The 23097-nt window shown below is 49.4% G+C and carries 16 protein-coding genes, 2 tRNA genes and 5 pseudogenes; 15 read left to right on the top strand and 8 right to left on the bottom strand.

Annotation, left to right across the window (positions count from 1 at the left end):
* Positions 1 to 95: 95 nt before the first annotated feature.
* Positions 96 to 275, bottom strand: a pseudogene (locus tag A7098_RS11970) (alcohol dehydrogenase); the annotation flags it as partial.
* A 278-nt stretch (positions 276 to 553) separates the two neighbouring features.
* On the opposite strand from A7098_RS11970, the gene A7098_RS11965 reads away from it, so the two are divergent.
* Positions 554 to 638 (top strand) — tRNA-Leu (locus A7098_RS11965).
* 393 nt (positions 639 to 1031) lie between these two features.
* Here A7098_RS11965 and A7098_RS11960 read toward each other — a convergent pair.
* Positions 1032 to 1208 (bottom strand): annotated as a pseudogene (locus A7098_RS11960) (transposase); the annotation flags it as partial.
* A 163-nt stretch (positions 1209 to 1371) separates the two neighbouring features.
* Here A7098_RS11960 and A7098_RS11955 point away from each other — a divergent pair.
* Both A7098_RS11955 and A7098_RS11950 read left to right on the top strand, forming a co-directional pair.
* On the top strand, positions 1372 to 2064 hold the full coding sequence (locus tag A7098_RS11955) for a SinI family restriction endonuclease (RefSeq protein ID WP_000032527.1): 693 nt from the start codon (positions 1372 to 1374) through the stop codon (positions 2062 to 2064).
* 177 nt (positions 2065 to 2241) lie between these two features.
* Positions 2242 to 3449 (top strand): annotated as a pseudogene (locus A7098_RS11950) (IS256 family transposase).
* 34 nt (positions 3450 to 3483) lie between these two features.
* Here A7098_RS11950 and dcm read toward each other — a convergent pair.
* From dcm to argG, 5 genes and pseudogenes are all read right to left on the bottom strand, one after another.
* Complete coding sequence (gene dcm / locus A7098_RS11945) at positions 3484 to 4716, bottom strand: DNA (cytosine-5-)-methyltransferase (protein WP_105280915.1); 1233 nt, start codon at positions 4714 to 4716, stop codon at positions 3484 to 3486.
* An 80-nt stretch (positions 4717 to 4796) separates the two neighbouring features.
* A complete protein-coding gene (locus tag A7098_RS11940) occupies positions 4797 to 5516 on the bottom strand; it encodes an Eco47II family restriction endonuclease (protein ID WP_000054478.1) in 720 nt (239 codons plus the stop codon).
* A gap of 296 nt (positions 5517 to 5812) precedes the next feature.
* Positions 5813 to 6070, bottom strand: a pseudogene (locus A7098_RS24230) (integrase); the annotation flags it as partial.
* Positions 6060 to 6164, bottom strand: a pseudogene (locus A7098_RS11930) (integrase core domain-containing protein); the annotation flags it as partial. The pseudogenes A7098_RS11930 and A7098_RS24230, both read right to left, overlap by 11 nt.
* Before the next feature lie 403 nt (positions 6165 to 6567).
* Positions 6568 to 7911: an argininosuccinate synthase gene (argG, locus tag A7098_RS11925; RefSeq protein WP_000207675.1), complete on the bottom strand. Its 1344-nt coding sequence runs from the start codon at positions 7909 to 7911 to the stop codon at positions 6568 to 6570.
* Between the two features lie 347 nt (positions 7912 to 8258).
* Here argG and A7098_RS11920 point away from each other — a divergent pair.
* From A7098_RS11920 to mtr, 12 genes are all read left to right on the top strand, one after another.
* Positions 8259 to 8335 (top strand) — tRNA-Met (locus A7098_RS11920).
* Positions 8336 to 8541: 206 nt separating this feature from the next.
* Positions 8542 to 8994 carry a ribosome maturation factor RimP gene (gene rimP, locus A7098_RS11915; protein WP_001300397.1) on the top strand — a complete coding sequence of 151 codons (453 nt, stop codon included), beginning with the start codon at positions 8542 to 8544 and terminating at the stop codon, positions 8992 to 8994.
* 27 nt (positions 8995 to 9021) lie between these two features.
* Positions 9022 to 10509, top strand: a complete 1488-nt coding sequence (gene nusA / locus A7098_RS11910; RefSeq protein ID WP_001031044.1) for a transcription termination factor NusA — start codon at positions 9022 to 9024, stop codon at positions 10507 to 10509.
* A 24-nt stretch (positions 10510 to 10533) separates the two neighbouring features.
* Complete coding sequence (gene infB, locus A7098_RS11905) at positions 10534 to 13206, top strand: translation initiation factor IF-2 (RefSeq protein WP_000133059.1); 2673 nt, start codon at positions 10534 to 10536, stop codon at positions 13204 to 13206.
* A gap of 162 nt (positions 13207 to 13368) precedes the next feature.
* On the top strand, positions 13369 to 13770 hold the full coding sequence (rbfA, locus tag A7098_RS11900) for a 30S ribosome-binding factor RbfA (protein ID WP_001040205.1): 402 nt from the start codon (positions 13369 to 13371) through the stop codon (positions 13768 to 13770).
* The gene (truB, locus tag A7098_RS11895; RefSeq protein WP_105280848.1) at positions 13770 to 14714 is read left to right on the top strand and encodes a tRNA pseudouridine(55) synthase TruB; all 945 of its coding nucleotides are present in this window, start codon (positions 13770 to 13772) and stop codon (positions 14712 to 14714) included. Before rbfA ends, truB begins: the two co-directional genes overlap by 1 nt.
* 148 nt (positions 14715 to 14862) lie before the next feature.
* On the top strand, positions 14863 to 15132 hold the full coding sequence (gene rpsO, locus A7098_RS11890) for a 30S ribosomal protein S15 (RefSeq protein ID WP_000059470.1): 270 nt from the start codon (positions 14863 to 14865) through the stop codon (positions 15130 to 15132).
* Positions 15133 to 15378: 246 nt separating this feature from the next.
* A complete protein-coding gene (gene pnp, locus A7098_RS11885) occupies positions 15379 to 17514 on the top strand; it encodes a polyribonucleotide nucleotidyltransferase (RefSeq protein WP_000933927.1) in 2136 nt (711 codons plus the stop codon).
* Positions 17515 to 17622: 108 nt separating this feature from the next.
* Positions 17623 to 18507 carry a lipoprotein NlpI gene (nlpI, locus tag A7098_RS11880; protein ID WP_000802080.1) on the top strand — a complete coding sequence of 295 codons (885 nt, stop codon included), beginning with the start codon at positions 17623 to 17625 and terminating at the stop codon, positions 18505 to 18507.
* Between the two features lie 106 nt (positions 18508 to 18613).
* Positions 18614 to 18694, top strand: a complete 81-nt coding sequence (gene yrbN, locus A7098_RS11875) for a protein YrbN (protein ID WP_010723222.1) — start codon at positions 18614 to 18616, stop codon at positions 18692 to 18694.
* Positions 18687 to 20576 (top strand): ATP-dependent RNA helicase DeaD, encoded by a 1890-nt coding sequence (deaD, locus tag A7098_RS11870; RefSeq protein ID WP_001301504.1) that lies wholly within the window; start codon positions 18687 to 18689, stop codon positions 20574 to 20576. The genes yrbN and deaD overlap by 8 nt, the downstream gene beginning before the upstream one ends.
* Positions 20577 to 20729: 153 nt before the next feature.
* Positions 20730 to 21974 (top strand): tryptophan permease, encoded by a 1245-nt coding sequence (mtr, locus tag A7098_RS11865; protein WP_000224338.1) that lies wholly within the window; start codon positions 20730 to 20732, stop codon positions 21972 to 21974.
* 72 nt (positions 21975 to 22046) lie between these two features.
* On the opposite strand, the gene A7098_RS11860 is transcribed toward mtr, so the two are convergent.
* A complete protein-coding gene (locus A7098_RS11860; RefSeq protein ID WP_000130415.1) occupies positions 22047 to 23054 on the bottom strand; it encodes an LLM class flavin-dependent oxidoreductase in 1008 nt (335 codons plus the stop codon).
* Positions 23055 to 23097: the final 43 nt, after the last annotated feature.

Raw genomic sequence — 23097 nt, 5'->3', positions numbered from 1 at the left:
CCTGGAGTATAGGCACGGTTGAAAAGTTTTCACCACTAAATTCAGCCGATTGCGAGATGTCTTAAAGGCCGGGCAGAATCGACCTGGTAAAGGGATCAGAAGACAGCTTTCAGAACCACGCGGTAGCGCGCCTTACCGTCACGTACATGCTGGATGGCATCGTTAATTTTCGACATCGGGAACCGTTCGGTTGTTGGTGCGACTTTGCTGCGGGCAGCGAAGCGCATCAGCTTACGCAGTTCATACGGCGTACCGGTTGTCGAGCCTGAGACGCTCGACATCTTGCGGCGTCAGTTCACCGGGCTCGTACTCATAAAGTTCCAGTTCCCGGCTGCCTCTTTTGCGGCATAGCCCACATGCTTTTGTCCTTCTCATGTGTTGTCTGGAAAGTGTAGAGCATGGCTGGGCGTGGTGTCTGGAGTGTGACAGAGGTTACACATCGCTGAAGACAATGCTGAAATTTTCAGCACTTAGCGATGTGGGTGCAAGCTGACGCTTGCATGGCGGCGCATGACAGGTATAATCCACAACGTTTTCCGCATACCTCTTCAGTGCCGAAGTGGCGAAATCGGTAGACGCAGTTGATTCAAAATCAACCGTAGAAATACGTGCCGGTTCGAGTCCGGCCTTCGGCACCAAAAGTATGCAATAGCTTGTTTTTCAACGAGTTATGGTGAAAACCCTGTCTATTGCTACTAATCTTTTCCCGTAATCTATTACCTTGGACTGCCGCTATGGTTGATGATGGTAATGGGAGATCTTAACTGTAACGGCCTCTAGTTGTACTGCTCGAACAGGTATTAAAAACTCGAAGCTGATGACGATACCACGTCTATAAATCCTTCCAAAGCAGATTAACTAAGCATTCAAGCCCGATGTGCTGTCTTCCTGTATCTGATTTTGAGATCTGAATGGCGGCGTAAACAAGTCTATGGTGGTGTGTATCTGTAAACGATATGCAGGCTCTGCCAGCATTTCAGCCATGCCCCTGCAAAGGTACACAGTTATCCTGATAATGTTCCGGAGTTATCGGGGGAGGCTTTGGGTGTTTTGCCCTGACACTCATTACGCAGTTGTTTGACCCACCTTGTAATCGTGGAAAGGCCGACATCCATAGCTTTGAATGTATCTGCCACTGTGTAGTTCTGGTCAACAACCAGTTGAGTGGATTCGCGTTTGGATTCTGGACTAAAACTTCTTCTTTTCATTGGTGCACCTGTGTTGTTATGAGGTGGGCTTATCACTTCTGTTCAGGTGGCCAAATTCAATAAACCACGACATAAGTTGTGAGAGAGTAAAACTTTTGCTGTAACTTTCAAAGTCAGAAAATTATACTACATCCAAACACTTAATGGATGTCGGGAGAATACAATGTCAAAAGAGACGTCTTTTGTTAAGAATGCTGAGGAACTTGCAAAGCAAAAAATGGATGCTATTAACCCTGAACTTTCTTCAAAATTTAAATTTTTAATAAAATTCCTGTCTCAGTTTCCTGAAGCTTGCTCTAAACCTCGTTCAAAAAAAATGCAGAATAAAGTTGGTCAAGAGGAACATATTGAATATTTAGCTCGTAGTTTTCATGAGAGTCGATTGCCAAGAAAACCCACGCCACCTACAACGGTTCCTGATGAGGTGGTTAGCATAGTTCTTAATATAAGTTTTAATATACAGCCTGAAAATCTTGAGAGAATAAAAGAAGAACATAGATTGTCGATGGCTGCTGAGAATATTGTAGGTGATTTGCTTGAAAGGTATCTTGCTGAAAAACTAGAACCTTCTGGATGGATATGGTGTTCAGGCACAAGTGTTAAAGCAGTTGATTTTATTCACTATGATGAAAAAAACAATGAATGGAACCTGCTCCAAGTTAAAAATAGAGATAATACCGAAAACTCATCGAGTAGTAAGATTAGAGATAATACAACAATAAAAAAATGGTTTAGAACTTACTCACAGCGTGATGCTACTAATTGGGAAAATTTTCCAGATGAAGTATCATCTAAGAATTTAAATGAAGAAGACTTCAGAGCTTTTGTTAAAAATTATTTGGTAAAAATAATATAAAGAGGAGGAAAACACTTCATTTTTATCATAATAATTATTCTGGAATAAATCTAACGCATCCAACATAGAGTAAGAATAAAAGGGTAGGCCATGAAACCTACCCTGTAGAGACTGTGATTAAAATTGTGTAATTGCCTGATTTTGATATGTTCACTCCAGTAACGGAGACAGGCAATTATGGACGAAAAGAAACTCAAAGCCCTTGTGGCTGAACTGGCTAAAGGCCTTAAAACCGAAGCAGATCTCAATGCTTTTTCCCGCATGTTGACGAAGCGTACCGTCGAAACGGCGCTCAATGCGGAGCTGACTGACCACCTCGGGTATGAGAAAAATGTGCCCAAAACAGGCTCAAACACCCGCAATGGCTACTCGTCAAAACGGTGTTATGCGATGACGGCGAGATCGAACTGAACACGTCGCGTGACCGTGAAAACACCTTCGAACCGCAGTTGATTAAGAAGCACCAGACGCGCATTACGCAGATGGACAGCCAGATTTTATCCCTCTACGCCAAAGATATGACTACCCGCGAAATTGTCGCCACCTTCAAAGAGATGTACGACGCAGATGTGTCACCCACGCTGATATGTAAAGTCACTGATGCGGTCAAAGAGCAGGTTGCAGAATGGCAAAATCGACCTCTGGATGCACTGTATCCCATTGTTTACCTTGACTATATCGTGGTGAAAGTTCGTCAAGGTGGCACCGTAATTAACAAAGCGGTGTTCCTTGCACTCGGTATTAATACTGAAGTTCAGAAAGAGTTGCTGGGCATGTGGCTGGCCGAGAACGAAGGGGCGAAGTTCTGGCTGGGTATGCTGACAGAGCTTAAGAATCGGGGGCTTCAGGATATCCTTATTGCCTGCGTGGACGGTCTGAAAGGCTTCCCGGATGCGATAAACAGCGTGTATCCGCAGACGCACATCCAGTTGTGCATCATTCATATGGTGCGCAACAGCCTGAAATACGTATCGTGGAAGGACTACAAAGCCGTCACCGGCGGGTTAAAAACGGTGTATCAGGCGCCAACAGAAGAGGCGGCGCTAGTGGCACTGGAGCAGTTCTCGGATGTCTGGGACGATAAATACCCGCAAATCAGCAAAAGCTGGCGTGCGCACTGGGAAAATCTCAACACGTTCTTCGGCTATTCGCCCGATATCCGCAAGGCCATCTACACCACGAACGCTATCGAATCGCTGAACAGCGTGATCCGTGCGGCCATTAAGAAGCGTAAAGTGTTCCCGACTGACGACTCGCTGCGGAAGGTCATTTCTCTGGCGATCAAGGATGCATCAAAAAAATGGAATATGCCAATCCAGAGCTGGCGGCTGGCGATGAGTCGCTTTATTATCGAGTTCGGTGACCGCCTGAGCGATCACCTTTAATATGGCAGCAATTACACAGAATTATTTACAGGGTCTATCTTTTATTTATCTTATCTAAAAGATGTACCACAGATTTGCCAACAGCAAATGACAGATTAACAGGAACAGCGTTTCCTATTTGCTTATATTTCGCTGACATTGGGCCTTCAAATACCCATTCATCGGGGAAGGTCTGTATTCTTGCATACTCACGCACAGTTAATGGTCTTGTTTCTTCTGGGTGGCAACGCTCTGTTTGTTTCTGTGCTGGGGCGCATGTTAATGTTAGGCTTGGTTCATCCCATGACAAGCGACGAGCCATACCAGTTTTGCCCCCACCTAAGTAAAAACTCTTGAGCATGTATTCTTTTTGAATATCTTCAGGAAGATCTCTCCAGTAGCCACCGGGAGGAACCATACTTAGGATCTCTGCTTTTCTTTTGGGATATTTTTGTCCTTCAGATTCTGGCACGTCGCTATCGTACAGCTCTCCCTTTTTTAATGCATCTTTAAGGGTTAATATTTTATTGTAAGAAGAAGGCCACTCATAATCGATGCCATCAGCAAGATCATTTCTTACAGCTACAATGATCAAACGCTCGCGTTTTTGCGGCACTTTGTAGAAAATAGCCTTAAGCACTCTTGGCTCAAATAAAGTGTAGCCCAAGTCTGTGATAATATTTTTTATTGTTTCTAAAGTTCGTCCATCATCATGATTTAGCAACCCTCGAACATTCTCTGCTAAAAGAACTTTCGGATTGATTTCTTTAGCGGCTCGGGCGAATTCAAAGAAAAGGGTGCCCCGTGTATCTTCAAAACCAAGTTTTTTGCCTGCATAAGAGAATGCCTGGCAAGGAAAGCCACCAGCCAGCACATCAACGGTATTCCTATAAGGGGTGAAGTCTACTTGGCTCACATCACCTTCAACCACATTCCATTCAGGCCTATTTTTTCGTAACGTCTTACAAGCATGGGAGTCAATTTCATTTAGTAAAACAGATTTTAAACCGGCTTTTTCTAAACCTAAAGCCATCCCCCCTGCGCCAGCAAATAACTCTAATACAGTATAAATATTATTGCTTATTTTAGTCTCATCAGGCCACTGGCTTTTAAATAAAAACTGAGCTTGTTCAAAATTTTTAAGTTGCTCTTTTTTATAAAATCGATAGTTGTTTTCGTCATTTCTTTGAGAAACTAATTTTCCAGCAGTATCCCAACGCCTTAAAGTTTCTTTTGAAACGCCCAAAATGTCTGCAACTTCTGAAAGTGAAAACTCTTCCTTTAACATATTTAGTAACCATGCCAACATTAGTCATGGTTACTACTGTATGGGTTTACATGTGCCTTGTCAAACGTTGATCATGGTTATCAGCCGTAAGCGAGCCCAAAATACTTAATAAAACTATCTTTATCAGGGATGGAAAAACCTTGCTGCCCAAGACGTTCGCTCAAAATATACTCAATTGCGTGAGGAAGAGCACTATGGAGTTCTTGCAGAGCATCTGGTCTGCCAGTGACAAGCTCATAGAAACTCGCACCATCAATGATTCGAATGTTAGGGTTCGAAGGACACAGAGTACCACTACCTTTATTGGAAGGGGTAAAGGGGCTGTTATATCTGATAGGTTTACGAGGGATTATATTAACAAAGTACGCACAGTAATCCTTAAATCGGCTATGTTTTGGTGATACCAACTCATCTAAGCCTTTATATTTATCTGCTAAATCCCCGCCAGTAACCGTTGAGTATTTATTTTTCACCTCAGCGATGATTCTTCTTTCTTCGTTGAGAAGATCAACGATGCCACCAATCCCCATATCCCGCCATCCTTCAACATGGCCGAGAATTTTTTGGTGAAACGTACCAACATGATTTTGAATGGTTTTCTGCTGTTGTCGTGCAAGTTCGGAGTTTCGCCACTCTTCATGGGATGAGAACCCCGGAGCTTCAAAAAGTGCACCAAAAGGGTCAATCACATTGCTGGTAAAAGTCTTCTCAGCGGCGTCTTTTTTCTTTTTAGCTTTCGTTAATAAGGTTTCAACTTCGTTAAAAAGATCTTCATCACTGATATATTCAAGTAATGACATAGTTGTCTCTCCATCATTCTTTATAATTCAATAAGTTTTTCGCGTAATAACCTTTGGGGACTATTGCGGTTGCGGCTAATTACACGACAGCTCTCAAAAACGACACTGGAGCAAGTTTTCTAATCATAACGATTACAGACATAGATGAAAACGATCAATAAGCACTTAAAGGGCGTATGTTTGTTGTGGCGGGATTTGAATGGCTTGTGCTGAGGATTCGAGCAATATGTTACAGTGATAGAGGATTTTAACACCTAAATTTTAAGATAAATAATTAATTCTATATATCGCGATACACCAATAGTCGTTACCACCTTCATCTTATCATCAAGAAAGACATAGACCTTCGTCTGCTCTCCCGGTGTGAAGACGTTATAGCTAACCTTACTGCTTTTTGTTCCGAGAGCATGACTGCGCTGAGGATTGTCTGAAGTGGTTTATCATGATAGCGATGGTGTGCCAGATCCCATCTCTGCGCTTAGTTCTGGATGGTTTGGGGTTGTAAGTAGATCCGTTTTAGTTCCCCACCAAATAATGGTGCTGTCGATATTCCTCTGGTGTCATATTGTTCAGTGATTCATGTGGGCGTTCACAGTTATATTCTGATAACCATTTCTCCGTGATTTCCCGTACTTCATTCAGCGTTCTGCATCGGCTTATCCACTAGATAAACTCCAGTGTTACTGCATGTTTCTCTGCTCATCCCCATGAGCAGATATTTGATGACGAGTTATTTATCCTTCCCTATGACCCGAAGGGCAGCAGGCATATCATTTTCCATTGACTGGTTCGGGTGGATAAGATGAATGACATCGTGTCAAAGCACTCTCTGACGGCGTTGCCAGTAAAATGAGATGTGATGTTTTTATAAGCGGTGAGGAAAAGAGTTTTTCAAAGGCTATGAACTCCGCAATGTTGACATCTACTTCGCTGCTCACTGGCACACATTGTTAATGCAAATCATGACATCTTTGCTTATTTGACTGTCAGCAAAGATTTTACAGAGGAAATCCAGATAACCCCGCCCTTGATGGGCAGGGTTAACGTCGAATTACTGGCCTTTGTTTTCCAGATTCTCAACCTGCGGTACGCCGGAAGCGGCAGAAGATGAGAGCAGACCCGTTTTGGCATAACCGAAAAGTTTCTCGCGAGTATCGGTGATATCCAGGTTGCGCATGGTCAGTTGACCAATACGATCATCTGGCGAGAACACCGAGTCACCTTTTTCCATCGTCAGACGTTCTGGTTTGTAAGTCAGGTTGTCAGAGACGGTATTGAGGATGGAGTAATCATTCCCGCGACGCAGCTCCAGAGTAACTTCACCTGTAATCTGGCTGGCAACCCAGCGTTGCAGAGAGTCACGTAGCATCAATGCCTGGGAATCGAACCAACGTCCCTGGTACAGCAAACGGCCTAACTGACGACCATGCGCGTGATACTGCTCGATGGTGTCTTCATTGTGAATACCGGTCAGTAGACGTTCATAAGCGATATGCAGCAGCGCCATCCCCGGAGCTTCGTAGATGCCACGGCTTTTCGCTTCGATGATACGGTTTTCGATTTGGTCGCTCATGCCCAGGCCGTGACGACCGCCGATGCGGTTGGCTTCCAGCATCATTTCCACATCATCGCTAAAGGTTTTGCCGTTCAGCGCCACCGGATGACCCTGTTCAAAACGTACCGTGACTTCTTCTGCCGGGATCTTCACACTCTCATCCCAGAATTTCACGCCCATAATCGGGTTGACGATTTTGACGCTGGAATTGAGATATTCCAGATCTTTCGCTTCGTGCGTCGCACCAAGCATGTTGGAGTCGGTGGAGTAGGCTTTCTCGACCGACATTTTGTAGTCGAAACCGCAGGCAATCATAAATTCAGACATTTCATGACGACCGCCTAACTCATCAATAAAGTCAGTATCAAGCCACGGTTTGTAAATTTGCAGTTCTGCGTTGGTCAACAGGCCGTAACGATAGAAACGTTCGATATCGTTTCCTTTATAGGTGCTGCCATCACCCCAGATGTTAACGCCATCTTCTTTCATCGCAGCAACTAGCATGGTGCCAGTCACGGCACGGCCCAGCGGCGTGGTGTTGAAATAGGTCAGGCCGCCAGTGGTGTTATGGAAAGCACCACACTGAATAGCAGCAATGCCTTCGGCCACCAGTTGTTTGCGGCAGTCGATTAGACGAGCGTTCTCCGCGCCGTATTCCATGGCACGACGAGGGATCGCATCATAATCCTCTTCGTCTGGCTGACCCAAATTTGCAGTATATGCATAAGGAACAGCTCCCTTTTGTCGCATCCACAGCAGTGCGGCACTGGTGTCCAGACCGCCAGAAAAAGCGATGCCAATACGTTGACCTACCGGGAGATGCTTGAGAATCGTCGTCATAAAATAACACCCTGCTTGATTAACTGATGATGAGCCTGGATTTCCGCTCTCACTGAATTTTTATGCAAAATAAATGAGTTTTCATTTAATCATCTTTTATCGGAGACCGGAAGAGTTTAGTGCGTTTTTTGTAAAATAATGCGCTTAAGAGAAGTAAGGTGAGGTAGAAATTATTCAATCAATGAAAGTGAACAGGATATCCATTCACGTGAGTAGCAATAAATGTTGACAAAATGTGGCGTGGATCACTATAATGACCGCAGATTTTACGTCCCGTCTCGGTACACCAAATCCCAGCAGTATTTGCATTTTTTACTCAAAACGAGTAGAATTTGCCACGTTTCAGGCGCGGGGTGGAGCAGCCTGGTAGCTCGTCGGGCTCATAACCCGAAGGTCGTCGGTTCAAATCCGGCCCCCGCAACCACTTTCCCTTAGAGTTCTTTTTCAAATATACTGTGAAGACTTCGGCCTTCGTAGTGGGATTTGAAAAAATCCTTCTGGAAAGTGCTCCAGACCGCATTTGCGGTTATAGGGTTCAGTTATATAAAGCCCCGATTTATCGGGGTTTTTTGTTATCTGACTACAGAATAACTGGGCTTTAGGCCCTTTTTTTATGTCTTGGGGGTGGGCTTGTCCACATTAGAGCAAAAATTAACAGAGATGATTACTGCGCCAGTTGAGGCCCTGGGTTTTGAACTGGTTGGCATCGAGTTTATTCGCGGTCGCACATCCACACTGCGCATCTATATTGATAGTGAAGATGGCATCAATGTTGATGATTGTGCTGATGTGAGCCACCAGGTAAGTGCCGTGTTGGATGTTGAAGATCCCATCACCGTTGCTTATAACCTGGAAGTCTCCTCACCGGGTCTCGATCGCCCACTGTTCACGGCTGAACACTACGCCCGTTTCGTCGGAGAAGAGGTGACTCTGGTTCTCCGCATGGCGGTACAAAACCGTCGTAAATGGCAGGGCGTTATCAAAGCGGTAGACGGTGAAATGATCACAGTTACCGTCGAAGGTAAAGATGAAGTGTTCGCGCTGAGTAATATCCAGAAGGCGAACCTGGTTCCCCACTTTTAATAGTCTGGATGAGGTGAAAACCCCGCGATGAACAAAGAAATTTTGGCTGTAGTTGAAGCCGTCTCCAATGAAAAGGCGCTGCCTCGCGAGAAAATTTTCGAAGCGTTGGAAAGCGCGTTGGCTACAGCAACCAAGAAAAAATATGAACAAGAGATCGACGTTCGCGTACAGATCGATCGCAAAAGTGGTGATTTTGACACCTTCCGTCGCTGGCTGATTGTTGATGAAGTCACACAGCCGACCAAAGAAATCACCCTTGAAGCTGCGCGTTTTGAAGATGAAAGCCTGAACCTGGGCGATTACGTTGAAGATCAGATTGAGTCTGTCACCTTTGACCGCATTACGACCCAGACGGCAAAACAGGTTATCGTGCAGAAAGTTCGTGAAGCCGAACGCGCGATGGTTGTTGATCAGTTCCGTGAACACGAAGGTGAAATCATCACCGGCGTGGTGAAAAAAGTAAACCGCGATAACATCTCTCTGGATCTGGGTAACAATGCTGAAGCTGTCATCCTGCGTGAAGACATGCTGCCGCGTGAAAACTTCCGCCCTGGCGACCGCGTTCGTGGCGTGCTTTATTCCGTTCGCCCGGAAGCGCGTGGCGCGCAGCTTTTCGTCACCCGTTCCAAACCGGAAATGCTGATCGAACTGTTCCGCATTGAAGTGCCGGAAATCGGCGAAGAAGTGATTGAAATTAAAGCTGCCGCTCGCGATCCTGGCTCTCGTGCGAAAATCGCGGTGAAAACCAACGATAAACGTATCGATCCAGTAGGTGCTTGTGTCGGTATGCGTGGTGCCCGTGTTCAGGCAGTTTCCACCGAGCTTGGCGGCGAGCGTATCGATATCGTCCTGTGGGATGATAACCCGGCGCAGTTCGTTATTAATGCAATGGCACCGGCAGACGTTGCTTCTATCGTGGTGGATGAAGATAAACACACCATGGATATCGCCGTTGAAGCTGGTAATCTGGCGCAAGCAATTGGCCGTAACGGTCAGAACGTGCGTCTGGCTTCGCAGCTGAGTGGTTGGGAACTCAACGTAATGACCGTTGACGACCTGCAGGCTAAACATCAGGCGGAAGCACACGCAGCGATCGATACCTTCACCCGTTATCTCGACATTGACGAAGACTTTGCCACTGTCCTGGTAGAAGAAGGCTTCTCGACGCTGGAAGAACTGGCCTATGTGCCGATGAAAGAGCTGTTGGAAATTGAAGGCCTTGATGAGCCGACTGTTGAAGCACTGCGCGAGCGTGCTAAAAATGCACTGGCCACCATTGCACAGGCCCAGGAAGAAAGCCTCGGTGATAACAAACCGGCTGACGATCTGCTGAACCTTGAAGGGATGGATCGTGATTTGGCATTCAAACTGGCCGCCCGTGGCGTTTGTACGCTGGAAGATCTCGCCGAACAGGGCATTGATGATCTGGCTGATATCGAAGGGTTGACCGACGAAAAAGCCGGAGCACTGATTATGGCTGCCCGTAATATTTGCTGGTTCGGTGACGAAGCGTAATAAACTGTAGCAGGAAGGAACAGCATGACAGATGTAACGATTAAAACGCTGGCCGCAGAGCGACAGACCTCCGTGGAACGCCTGGTACAGCAATTTGCTGATGCAGGTATCCGGAAGTCTGCTGACGACTCTGTGACTGCACAAGAGAAACAGACTTTAATTGACCACCTGAATCAGAAAAATTCAGGGCCGGACAAATTAACGCTGCAACGTAAAACACGTAGCACCCTTAACATTCCTGGTACCGGTGGAAAAAGCAAATCGGTACAAATCGAAGTCCGCAAGAAACGCACCTTTGTGAAACGCGATCCGCAAGAGGCTGAACGCCTTGCAGCGGAAGAGCAAGCGCAGCGTGAAGCGGAAGAGCAAGCCCGTCGTGAGGCAGAAGAATTGGCCAAACGCGAGGCGCAACAAAAAGCTGAACGTGAGGCCGCAGAACAAGCTAAACGTGAAGCCGCTGAACAAGCGAAACGTGAAGCTGCGGAAAAAGACAAAGTGAGCAATCAACAAGACGATATGACTAAAAACGCCCAGGCTGAAAAAGCCCGCCGTGAGCAGGAAGCTGCAGAGCTCAAGCGTAAAGCTGAAGAAGAAGCGCGTCGTAAACTCGAAGAAGAAGCACGTCGCGTTGCTGAAGAAGCACGTCGTATGGCGGAAGAAAACAAATGGACTGATAGCGCGGAACCGACCGAAGATTCCAGCGATTATCACGTTACAACCTCTCAACATGCTCGCCAGGCAGAAGACGAAAGCGATCGTGAAGTCGAAGGCGGTCGTGGCCGTGGTCGTAACGCGAAAGCAGCGCGTCCGAAAAAAGGCAACAAACACTCTGAATCTAAGGCCGATCGCGAAGAAGCGCGCGCAGCAGTACGTGGCGGTAAAGGCGGAAAACGCAAAGGTTCTTCACTGCAGCAGGGCTTCCAGAAGCCAGCTCAGGCCGTTAACCGTGACGTGGTGATCGGCGAAACCATCACCGTTGGCGAACTGGCGAACAAGATGGCGGTTAAAGGCTCTCAGGTTATCAAAGCGATGATGAAACTGGGTGCAATGGCAACCATCAACCAGGTCATCGACCAGGAAACCGCACAGTTGGTTGCCGAAGAGATGGGCCACAAAGTTATCCTGCGTCGTGAAAACGAACTGGAAGAAGCGGTAATGAGCGACCGTGATACTGGCGCTGCGGCTGAACCGCGCGCGCCGGTCGTGACCATTATGGGTCACGTTGACCACGGTAAAACTTCTCTGCTGGACTACATTCGTTCAACGAAAGTGGCCTCCGGCGAAGCAGGCGGCATTACCCAGCACATCGGTGCATACCACGTTGAAACTGAAAACGGCATGATCACCTTCCTGGACACCCCGGGGCACGCCGCGTTTACTTCAATGCGTGCACGTGGTGCGCAGGCAACGGATATCGTAGTTCTTGTTGTCGCTGCAGATGACGGCGTAATGCCGCAGACCATTGAAGCAATCCAGCACGCGAAAGCGGCGGGTGTGCCGGTTGTGGTTGCTGTGAACAAAATCGATAAGCCAGAAGCCGATCCAGATCGCGTTAAAAACGAACTGTCCCAGTACGGCATTCTGCCGGAAGAGTGGGGCGGTGAAAGCCAGTTCGTACACGTATCTGCAAAAGCAGGTACAGGTATCGACGAACTGCTGGATGCGATCCTGCTGCAGGCTGAAGTTCTGGAACTGAAAGCCGTGCGTAACGGGATGGCGAGCGGTGCGGTCATCGAATCCTTCCTCGATAAAGGTCGTGGTCCGGTTGCAACTGTGCTGGTACGTGAAGGTACTCTGCACAAGGGCGACATCGTTCTGTGTGGCTTCGAATACGGTCGTGTTCGTGCAATGCGTAACGAACTGGGTCAGGAAGTGCTGGAAGCAGGCCCGTCCATTCCGGTGGAAATCCTTGGCCTGTCCGGTGTTCCGGCTGCGGGTGACGAAGTTACCGTTGTTCGTGACGAGAAGAAAGCTCGTGAAGTTGCACTGTACCGTCAGGGCAAATTCCGTGAAGTTAAACTGGCGCGTCAGCAGAAATCTAAACTCGAGAACATGTTCGCCAACATGACCGAAGGCGAAGTTCATGAAGTGAACATCGTACTGAAGGCTGACGTTCAGGGTTCTGTGGAAGCGATTTCCGATTCCTTGCTGAAACTGTCTACTGACGAAGTTAAAGTGAAGATCATCGGTTCTGGCGTAGGTGGTATCACCGAAACCGACGCGACCCTGGCGGCTGCATCCAACGCGATTCTGGTTGGCTTCAACGTTCGTGCTGATGCCTCTGCGCGTAAAGTGATTGAAGCGGAAAGCCTGGATCTGCGTTACTACTCCGTCATCTATAACCTGATCGATGAAGTTAAAGCGGCGATGAGCGGTATGCTGTCTCCGGAACTGAAACAGCAGATCATCGGTCTGGCAGAAGTGCGTGACGTGTTCAAATCACCGAAATTCGGCGCCATCGCAGGCTGTATGGTTACCGAAGGTGTGGTTAAACGTCACAACCCGATCCGCGTTCTGCGCGACAACGTGGTTATCTACGAAGGCGAGCTGGAGTCCCTGCGCCGCTTCAAAGATGACGTTAACGAAGTCCGTAACGGTATGGAATGTGGTATCGGCGTTAAGAACTACAACGACGTCCGCACTGGCGATGTGATCGAAGTATTCGAAATCATCGAGATTCAGCGTACGATTGCCTAAGGTTGATTGGGTGTAGGCCGGATAAGGCGTTTGAGTCACTTCCGGCAGCCGTTGCCTGATGTGACGCTGGCGCGTCTTATCAGGCCTACGTGAACAGCCCTTCCACCTGAAATTAATTTTAAAAAGGGGCTTATGGCCCCTTTTTTGTCAGGAGAATTTATTATGGCGAAAGAATTTGGTCGCCCGCAGCGCGTAGCGCAGGAAATGCAAAAAGAGATCGCTCTCATCCTGCAACGCGAAATTAAAGATCCTCGTCTGGGCATGATGACCACCGTTTCCGGTGTCGAAATGTCTCGTGACCTGGCGTATGCCAAAGTGTATGTCACTTTCCTCAACGACAAAGATGAAGATGCGGTAAAAGCGGGCATCAAAGCGTTGCAGGAAGCCTCTGGTTTCATCCGCAGCCTGCTGGGCAAAGCGATGCGTCTGCGTATCGTGCCGGAACTGACCTTCTTCTACGACAACTCATTGGTTGAAGGGATGCGTATGTCAAACCTGGTGACCAGCGTGGTCAAACATGACGAAGAACGTCGTGTTAACCCGGACGACAGCAAGGAGGACTAATGAGTCGTCCTCGTCGTCGCGGTCGCGACATTAACGGCGTTTTGTTGCTGGATAAACCGCAGGGTATGTCCAGCAACGATGCGCTGCAAAAAGTGAAACGCATTTATAACGCCAACCGTGCCGGACACACCGGCGCGCTGGATCCGCTGGCAACCGGCATGTTACCGATTTGCCTTGGGGAAGCGACGAAGTTTTCCCAGTATCTGCTGGACTCCGACAAACGCTATCGGGTGATTGCGCGTCTTGGGCAGCGTACCGATACTTCCGACGCTGACGGACAAATCGTTGAGGAGCGTCCGGTAACCTTTAGTGCAGAGCAACTGGCGGCAGCACTGGATACGTTCCGTGGCGATATCGAACAGATCCCTTCGATGTATTCGGCGCTGAAATATCAGGGCAAAAAACTGTATGAGTACGCGCGTCAGGGCATTGAAGTCCCACGCGAAGCGCGTCCGATTACCGTTTATGAATTGCTGTTTATTCGTCATGAAGGCAATGAGCTGGAACTGGAAATTCATTGCTCAAAAGGCACCTATATCCGCACCATCATTGACGACCTGGGTGAAAAACTCGGCTGTGGCGCGCATGTTATTTACCTGCGCCGTCTGGCAGTAAGTAAATATCCAGTCGAACGGATGGTGACTCTGGAACATCTGCGTGAACTGGTTGAGCAAACTGAACAGCAAGAGATTCCGGCGGCACAATTGCTTGATCCATTATTGATGCCAATGGACAGTCCAGCTTCGGACTACCCGGTAGTGAATCTTCCGTTAACATCTTCTGTTTACTTCAAAAATGGTAACCCGGTTCGTACATCTGGTGCGCCGCTGGAAGGACTGGTTCGTGTTACAGAAGGTGAGAACGGCAAGTTTATCGGTATGGGCGAAATTGACGATGAAGGCCGTGTCGCGCCTCGTCGCCTGGTGGTTGAATACCCGGCGTAATGTTAACCGTCTTGCGATAACAGGTCGCTACGAGTAGAATACTGCCGCTTAACGTCGCGTAAATTGTTTAACACTTTGCGTAACGTACACTGGGATCGCTGAATTAGAGATCGGCGTCCTTTCATTCTATATACTTTGGAGTTTTAAAATGTCTCTAAGTACTGAAGCAACAGCTAAAATCGTTTCTGAGTTTGGTCGTGGTGAAAACGACACCGGTTCTACCGAAGTTCAGGTAGCACTGCTGACTGCACAGATCAACCACCTGCAGGGTCACTTTGCAGAGCACAAAAAAGATCACCACAGCCGTCGTGGTCTGCTGCGCATGGTTTCTCAGCGTCGTAAACTGCTCGACTACCTGAAACGTAAAGACGTAGCACGTTACACCCAGCTCATTGAGCGTCTGGGTCTGCGTCGCTAATTCTTGCGAGTTTCAGAAAAGGGGCCTGAGTGGCCCCTTTTTTCAAGCTAACGGCAGCAATTCACTGGAAACTAATGTATTGTTGCTATGAATGATCTTCCGTTGCAGAGGTTCGCGCGGCTAATGAGAGGCTTTACCCACATCAGGCTGGGTTAGGGTTGTCATTAGTCGCGAGGATGCGCAGAAGATCGGGTATTAACACCAGCGCCGTTAAGGTGCTGTCTAAGAAAGAGAAAGGATATTACATTGCTTAATCCGATCGTTCGTAAATTCCAGTACGGTCAACACACCGTAACTCTGGAAACTGGCATGATGGCGCGTCAAGCCACTGCCGCTGTTATGGTTAGTATGGATGACACTGCGGTATTCGTTACCGTTGTTGGTCAGAAAAAAGCCAAACCAGGTCAGGATTTCTTCCCACTGACCGTTAACTATCAGGAGCGTACCTACGCTGCTGGTCGTATCCCGGGTAGCTTCTTCCGTCGTGAAGGCCGCCCAAGCGAAGGCGAAACCCTGATCGCGCGTCTGATTGACCGCCCGATTCGCCCGCTGTTCCCGGAAGGCTTCGTCAACGAAGTTCAGGTTATCGCCACCGTTGTTTCTGTTAACCCGCAGGTTAACCCGGATATCGTCGCGATGATTGGTGCTTCTGCAGCACTGTCTCTGTCTGGTATTCCGTTCAATGGTCCGATTGGTGCTGCCCGCGTGGGTTACATCAATGATCAGTACGTATTGAACCCGACCCAGGACGAGCTGAAAGAGAGCAAACTGGATCTGGTTGTTGCGGGTACTGAAGCCGCTGTACTAATGGTTGAATCTGAAGCTGAACTGCTGAGCGAAGACCAGATGCTGGGCGCAGTGGTGTTCGGTCATGAACAACAGCAGGTTGTTATTCAGAACATCAATGAACTGGTGAAAGAAGCCGGTAAACCGCGTTGGGACTGGCAGCCGGAGCCGGTAAACGAAGAGCTGAACGCACGCGTTGCTGCACTGGCTGAAGCTCGTCTGAGCGATGCTTACCGCATCACCGACAAACAAGAGCGTTATGCGCAGGTTGACGTGATCAAATCTGAAACCATCGCGACGCTGCTTGCTGAAGACGAAACCCTGGACGAAAACGAACTGGGTGAAATTCTGCACGCTATCGAGAAAAACGTTGTTCGTAGCCGCGTACTGGCAGGCGAACCGCGTATCGACGGTCGTGAAAAAGATATGATCCGTGGTCTGGATGTCCGTACTGGCGTGCTGCCGCGTACTCACGGTTCTGCGCTGTTCACCCGTGGTGAAACTCAGGCGCTGGTTACCGCAACGCTGGGTACTGCACGTGACGCGCAGGTTCTTGATGAACTGATGGGCGAGCGTACCGATACCTTCCTGTTCCACTACAACTTCCCTCCGTACTCCGTAGGCGAAACTGGCATGGTCGGTTCTCCGAAGCGTCGTGAAATTGGTCACGGTCGTCTGGCGAAGCGTGGCGTGCTGGCTGTAATGCCGGATATGGACAAATTCCCGTACACCGTACGTGTTGTGTCTGAAATCACCGAATCCAACGGTTCCTCTTCTATGGCTTCCGTGTGCGGCGCTTCTCTGGCGCTGATGGACGCAGGTGTGCCGATCAAAGCCGCCGTTGCGGGTATCGCAATGGGTCTGGTGAAAGAAGGCGACAACTACGTTGTACTGTCTGACATTCTGGGTGACGAAGACCATCTGGGCGATATGGACTTCAAAGTTGCGGGTTCCCGCGACGGTATCTCTGCATTGCAGATGGATATCAAAATTGAAGGTATCACCAAAGAGATCATGCAGGTTGCGCTGAACCAGGCTAAAGGTGCGCGTCTGCATATCCTTGGCGTAATGGAACAGGCGATCAACGCGCCACGTGGCGATATCTCTGAGTTCGCTCCGCGTATCCATACCATCAAGATCAACCCGGACAAGATCAAAGACGTTATCGGTAAAGGCGGTTCTGTTATCCGTGCCCTGACCGAAGAAACCGGCACAACCATCGAAATCGAAGATGACGGTACTGTGAAGATCGCAGCGACCGACGGCGAGAAAGCGAAACATGCTATTCGTCGTATCGAAGAGATCACTGCAGAAATCGAAGTGGGCCGCGTCTACAATGGTAAAGTGACCCGTATCGTTGACTTTGGCGCCTTTGTTGCCATCGGTGGCGGTAAAGAAGGTCTGGTACACATCTCTCAGATCGCTGACAAACGCGTTGAGAAAGTGACCGATTACCTGCAGATGGGTCAGGAAGTGCCGGTGAAAGTTCTGGAAGTTGATCGCCAGGGCCGTATCCGTCTGAGCATTAAAGAAGCGACTGAGCAGTCTCAACCTGCTGCAGCACCGGAAGCTCCGGCTGCTGAACAGGGCGAGTAAGGTTGCCATTTGCCCTCCGCTGCGGCGGGGGGCTTTTAACCGGGCAGGACGCCTTGTTAGCAACCGGGAACAGGACGTTCATTCAACCGTGGTCTTCGGGAGTGGGAAATGAAGCCTTTTTTGCGCTGGTGTTTCGTTGCGACAGCACTTACGCTTGCAGGATGCAGTAATACTTCCTGGCGTAAAAGTGAAGTCCTCGCAGTGCCATTGCAACCGACTTTACAGCAGGAAGTGATTCTGGCACGTATGGAACAGATCCTTGCCAGTCGGGCTTTAACCGATGACGAGCGCGCACAGCTTTTATATGAGCGCGGAGTGTTGTATGATAGTCTCGGTCTGAGGGCATTAGCGCGTAACGATTTTTCGCAGGCGCTGGCAATCCGACCGGATATGCCTGAAGTATTCAATTACTTAGGCATATATTTAACGCAGGCAGGCAATTTTGATGCTGCCTATGAAGCGTTTGATTCTGTACTTGAGCTTGATCCAACTTACAACTACGCGCACTTGAATCGCGGGATCGCATTATATTACGGCGGTCGTGACAAGTTAGCGCAAGATGATCTGCTGGCGTTTTATCAAGACGATCCCAATGATCCTTTCCGTAGTCTGTGGCTTTATCTCGCCGAGCAGAAGCTCGATGAGAAGCAGGCTAAAGAAGTGTTGAAACAGCACTTCGAAAAATCGGACAAGGAGCAGTGGGGATGGAACATTGTCGAGTTCTACCTGGGCAACATTAGCGAACAAACGTTAATGGAAAGGCTCAAGGCGGACGCAACGGATAACACCTCGCTCGCTGAGCATCTCAGTGAAACCAACTTCTATTTAGGTAAGTACTACCTAAGTCTGGGGGATTTGGACAGCGCCACGGCACTGTTCAAACTGGCGGTTGCCAACAACGTTCATAACTTTGTTGAGCACCGATACGCATTGTTGGAATTATCGCTCCTGGGCCAGGACCAAGATGACCTGGCAGAATCGGACCAGCAATAGCTGACGTACACATCAGCCCGTAATCTTATTTGATTGCCATCACCTTAACGGGTGAGGGCGTTGTTGTTCGTTAATACACCTACTTTGAGCCGGTTCACACTTTTCAATGAAAATTGCTGATCAATTTCATGATGAGTTATGTAGACTGGCCGCCATTAATTTTGAGGCACACGTACTACATGGCTGAATTCGAAACCACTTTTGCAGATCTGGGCCTGAAGGCTCCTATCCTTGAAGCCCTTAACGATCTGGGTTACGAAAAACCATCTCCAATTCAGGCAGAGTGTATTCCACATCTGCTGAATGGCCGCGACGTTCTGGGTATGGCTCAGACGGGGAGCGGAAAAACTGCAGCATTCTCTTTACCTCTGTTGCAGAATCTTGATCCTGAGCTGAAAGCACCACAGATTCTGGTGCTGGCACCGACCCGCGAACTGGCGGTACAGGTTGCTGAAGCAATGACGGATTTCTCTAAACACATGCGCGGCGTAAACGTGGTTGCCCTTTACGGCGGCCAGCGTTATGACGTGCAATTACGCGCCCTGCGTCAGGGGCCGCAGATCGTTGTCGGTACTCCGGGCCGTCTGCTGGACCACCTGAAACGTGGCACTCTGGATCTCTCTAAACTGAGCGGTCTGGTTCTGGATGAAGCTGACGAAATGCTGCGCATGGGCTTCATTGAAGACGTTGAAACCATTATGGCGCAGATCCCGGAAGGTCATCAGACCGCTCTGTTCTCCGCCACTATGCCGGAAGCGATCCGTCGCATTACCCGCCGCTTTATGAAAGAGCCGCAGGAAGTGCGTATTCAGTCCAGCGTGACTACCCGTCCTGACATCAGCCAAAGCTACTGGACTGTCTGGGGTATGCGTAAAAACGAAGCACTGGTACGTTTCCTGGAAGCGGAAGATTTTGATGCGGCGATTATCTTCGTTCGTACCAAAAATGCGACTCTGGAAGTGGCTGAAGCCCTTGAGCGTAACGGCTACAACAGCGCCGCGCTGAACGGTGACATGAACCAGGCGCTGCGTGAGCAGACTCTGGAACGCCTGAAAGATGGTCGTCTGGATATCCTGATTGCGACCGACGTTGCGGCTCGTGGCCTGGACGTTGAGCGTATCAGCCTGGTGGTTAACTACGATATCCCGATGGATTCTGAGTCTTACGTTCACCGTATCGGTCGTACCGGTCGTGCGGGTCGTGCTGGCCGCGCGCTGCTGTTCGTTGAGAACCGCGAGCGTCGTCTGCTGCGCAACATTGAACGTACTATGAAGCTGACCATTCCAGAAGTAGAACTGCCGAACGCAGAACTGCTGGGCAAACGCCGTCTGGAAAAATTTGCCGCGAAAGTACAGCAGCAGCTGGAAAGCAGCGATCTGGATCAATACCGTGCACTGCTGAGCAAAATTCAGCCGACTGCAGAAGGTGAAGAACTGGATCTCGAAACTCTGGCAGCCGCACTGCTGAAAATGGCACAGGGTGAACGTACTCTGATTGTTCCGCCAGATGCGCCGATGCGTCCGAAACGTGAATTCCGTGACCGTGATGACCGTGGTCCGCGCGATCGTAACGACCGTGGCCCGCGTGGCGACCGTGAAGATCGTCCGCGTCGTGAACGTCGTGATGTTGGCGACATGCAGCTGTACCGCATTGAAGTGGGCCGCGATGATGGTGTTGAAGTTCGTCATATCGTTGGCGCAATTGCTAACGAAGGCGACATCAGCAGCCGTTACATCGGTAACATCAAGCTGTTTGCTTCTCACTCCACCATCGAACTGCCGAAAGGTATGCCGGGTGAAGTACTGCAACACTTTACGCGTACTCGCATTCTCAACAAACCGATGAACATGCAGTTGCTGGGCGATGCACAGCCGCATACTGGCGGAGAGCGTCGTGGCGGTGGTCGTGGTTTCAGTGGCGAACGTCGTGAAGGCGGTCGTAACTTCAGCGGTGAACGCCGTGAAGGTGGTCGTGGTGATGGTCGTCGTTTTAGCGGCGAACGTCGTGAAGGCCGCGCACCGCGTCGTGATGACTCTACCGGTCGTCGTCGTTTCGGTGGTGATGCGTAATCATCGCTGAACAGCGAAAACAATCTGTAAAATAATATATACAGCCCCGATTTTAACAATCGGGGCTTTTTTTCTGTCTTTTGTACTCGTGTACTGGTACAGTGCAATGCATAACAACGCAGTCGCACTATTTTTCACTGGAGAGAAGCCCTTATGGCAACACTAACCACCACCCAAACGTCACCGTCGCTGCTTGGCGGCGTGGTGATTATCGGCGGCACCATTATTGGCGCAGGAATGTTTTCTCTGCCTGTGGTCATGTCCGGTGCGTGGTTCTTCTGGTCAATGGCGGCGCTAATCTTCACCTGGTTTTGTATGCTGCATTCCGGTTTGATGATTCTGGAAGCTAACCTCAATTATCGAATCGGTTCGAGCTTTGACACCATCACCAAAGATTTGCTGGGCAAAGGCTGGAACGTGGTCAACGGCATTTCCATTGCCTTTGTGCTCTATATCCTGACTTACGCTTATATTTCTGCCAGCGGTTCGATTCTGCATCACACCTTCGCAGAGATGTCGCTAAATGTGCCTGCACGGGCGGCGGGATTTGGTTTTGCACTGTTGGTGGCGTTCGTGGTGTGGTTGAGCACTAAAGCTGTCAGCCGCATGACGGCGATTGTGCTGGGGGCGAAAGTCATTACGTTTTTCCTCACTTTCGGCAGCCTGCTGGGGCATGTACAGCCTGCGACATTGTTCAACGTCGCCGAAAGCAATGCGTCTTATGCACCGTATCTGTTGATGACCCTGCCGTTCTGCCTGGCGTCGTTTGGTTATCACGGTAACGTGCCGAGCCTGATGAAATATTACGGTAAAGATCCGAAAACCATCGTCAAATGCCTGGTGTATGGTACGCTGATGGCGCTGGCGCTGTATACCATCTGGTTGCTGGCGACGATGGGCAACATCCCACGTCCGGAGTTTATCGGCATCGCAGAGAAGGGCGGCAATATAGATGTGCTGGTACAGGCATTAAGTGGCGTGCTGAACAGCCGTAGTCTGGATCTGCTGCTGGTGGTGTTCTCTAACTTTGCGGTAGCGAGTTCATTTCTCGGCGTAACGCTTGGTCTGTTCGATTATCTGGCAGATCTGTTTGGTTTCGACGACTCGGCTCTGGGGCGCTTTAAAACGGCTCTGTTGACCTTTGCACCACCTGTTGTGGGTGGCCTGCTGTTCCCGAACGGATTCCTGTATGCCATTGGTTATGCTGGCTTAGCGGCTACCATCTGGGCGGCAATTGTTCCGGCGCTGCTGGCTCGCGCATCGCGTAAACGCTTCGGTAGCCCGAAATTCCGCGTCTGGGGCGGCAAGCCGATGATTGTCCTGATTCTGGTGTTTGGCATTGGCAATGCTCTGATCCATATTTTATCGAGCTTTAATTTGCTGCCGGTGTATCAGTAAGGGTGAGGTCTGATGCCCTCACCCTAACCCTCTCCCTGTGGGAGAGGGGACTGCCCGGCGCGGAAAATGCACTTACCCCAACAACTCCTCCTTCACATCCATCGCCAGCTCAAACGAATGCAGGCGCGCCTGGTGGTCGAAAATCTGCCCGTTAACCATAATCTCATCGGCGTCGGTTTCGCGCAGGATCGACTGCAAGCCATGACGCACTTTCGCTTTATCACCTACCAACGACATACTCAGCGCCTGCTGCACGCCATACTGCTCGGACGGTGACCAGAACTGATCCATATTTTGAATCGGTGGCGGCAGTTGCCCGGTTTCGCCACGGCGCAGCTTCACAAAGGCTTGCTGCATTGAGGTAAACAGAAATTCGGCATCGCGGTTGCTGTCGGCGGCGATAATATTGATGCACACCATCGCGTATGGTTTCTCCAGCCGTGCCGACGGTTTGAAGTTGCTGCGATAAAGATGCAACGCCTGGAACAGCATATCCGGCGCGAAGTGTGAGGCAAACGCAAACGGCAGACCAAGCTGCGCCGCCAGTTGTGCGCTGTAGAGGCTGGAACCTAACAACCACACGGGAATTTTCTCACCATAGCCCGGCACCGGACGCACATGCGGGTTTGGATCGCGGGCGTCAAACCAGTCCACCAGCTCTGCAACATCACGGGGGAAATTATCAATATCGCCGCTCATATGGCGACGCAGTGCCATCATTGTCCGTTGATCGCTGCCCGGAGCACGACCCAGCCCCAAATCGATTCGCCCCGGATAGAGCGTATTGAGCGTGCCAAACTGTTCGGCAATCACCAACGGTGAGTGGTTAGGTAACATCACGCCGCCGGAACCCAGATGCAGCGTGGTGGTGTTCGCCGCCAGATAGCCAATTAACACCGATGTGGCAGCACTGGCAATGCCGGTCATATTGTGGTGTTCCGCCAGCCAGTAGCGATGATAGCCGCGCTTTTCAGCCAGACGGGCGAGATCGAGAGAGTGGGAGAACGCTTCTCGTGCTGAAGAACCTTCGGGGATGGGAGCCAGATCGAGTAGCGAAAAAGGAATAGTTTTATCAGTCATAACAGCTCACTTTGTTACCGATTAATCTTTAATACTGCATTAA

The organism is Escherichia sp. MOD1-EC7011, from assembly GCF_002965005.1.
Classification (GTDB): domain Bacteria; phylum Pseudomonadota; class Gammaproteobacteria; order Enterobacterales; family Enterobacteriaceae; genus Escherichia; species Escherichia ruysiae.
The sequence above is the reverse complement of the archived record's forward strand: the minus strand, read 5'-3'. Positions and strand labels throughout refer to the sequence as shown.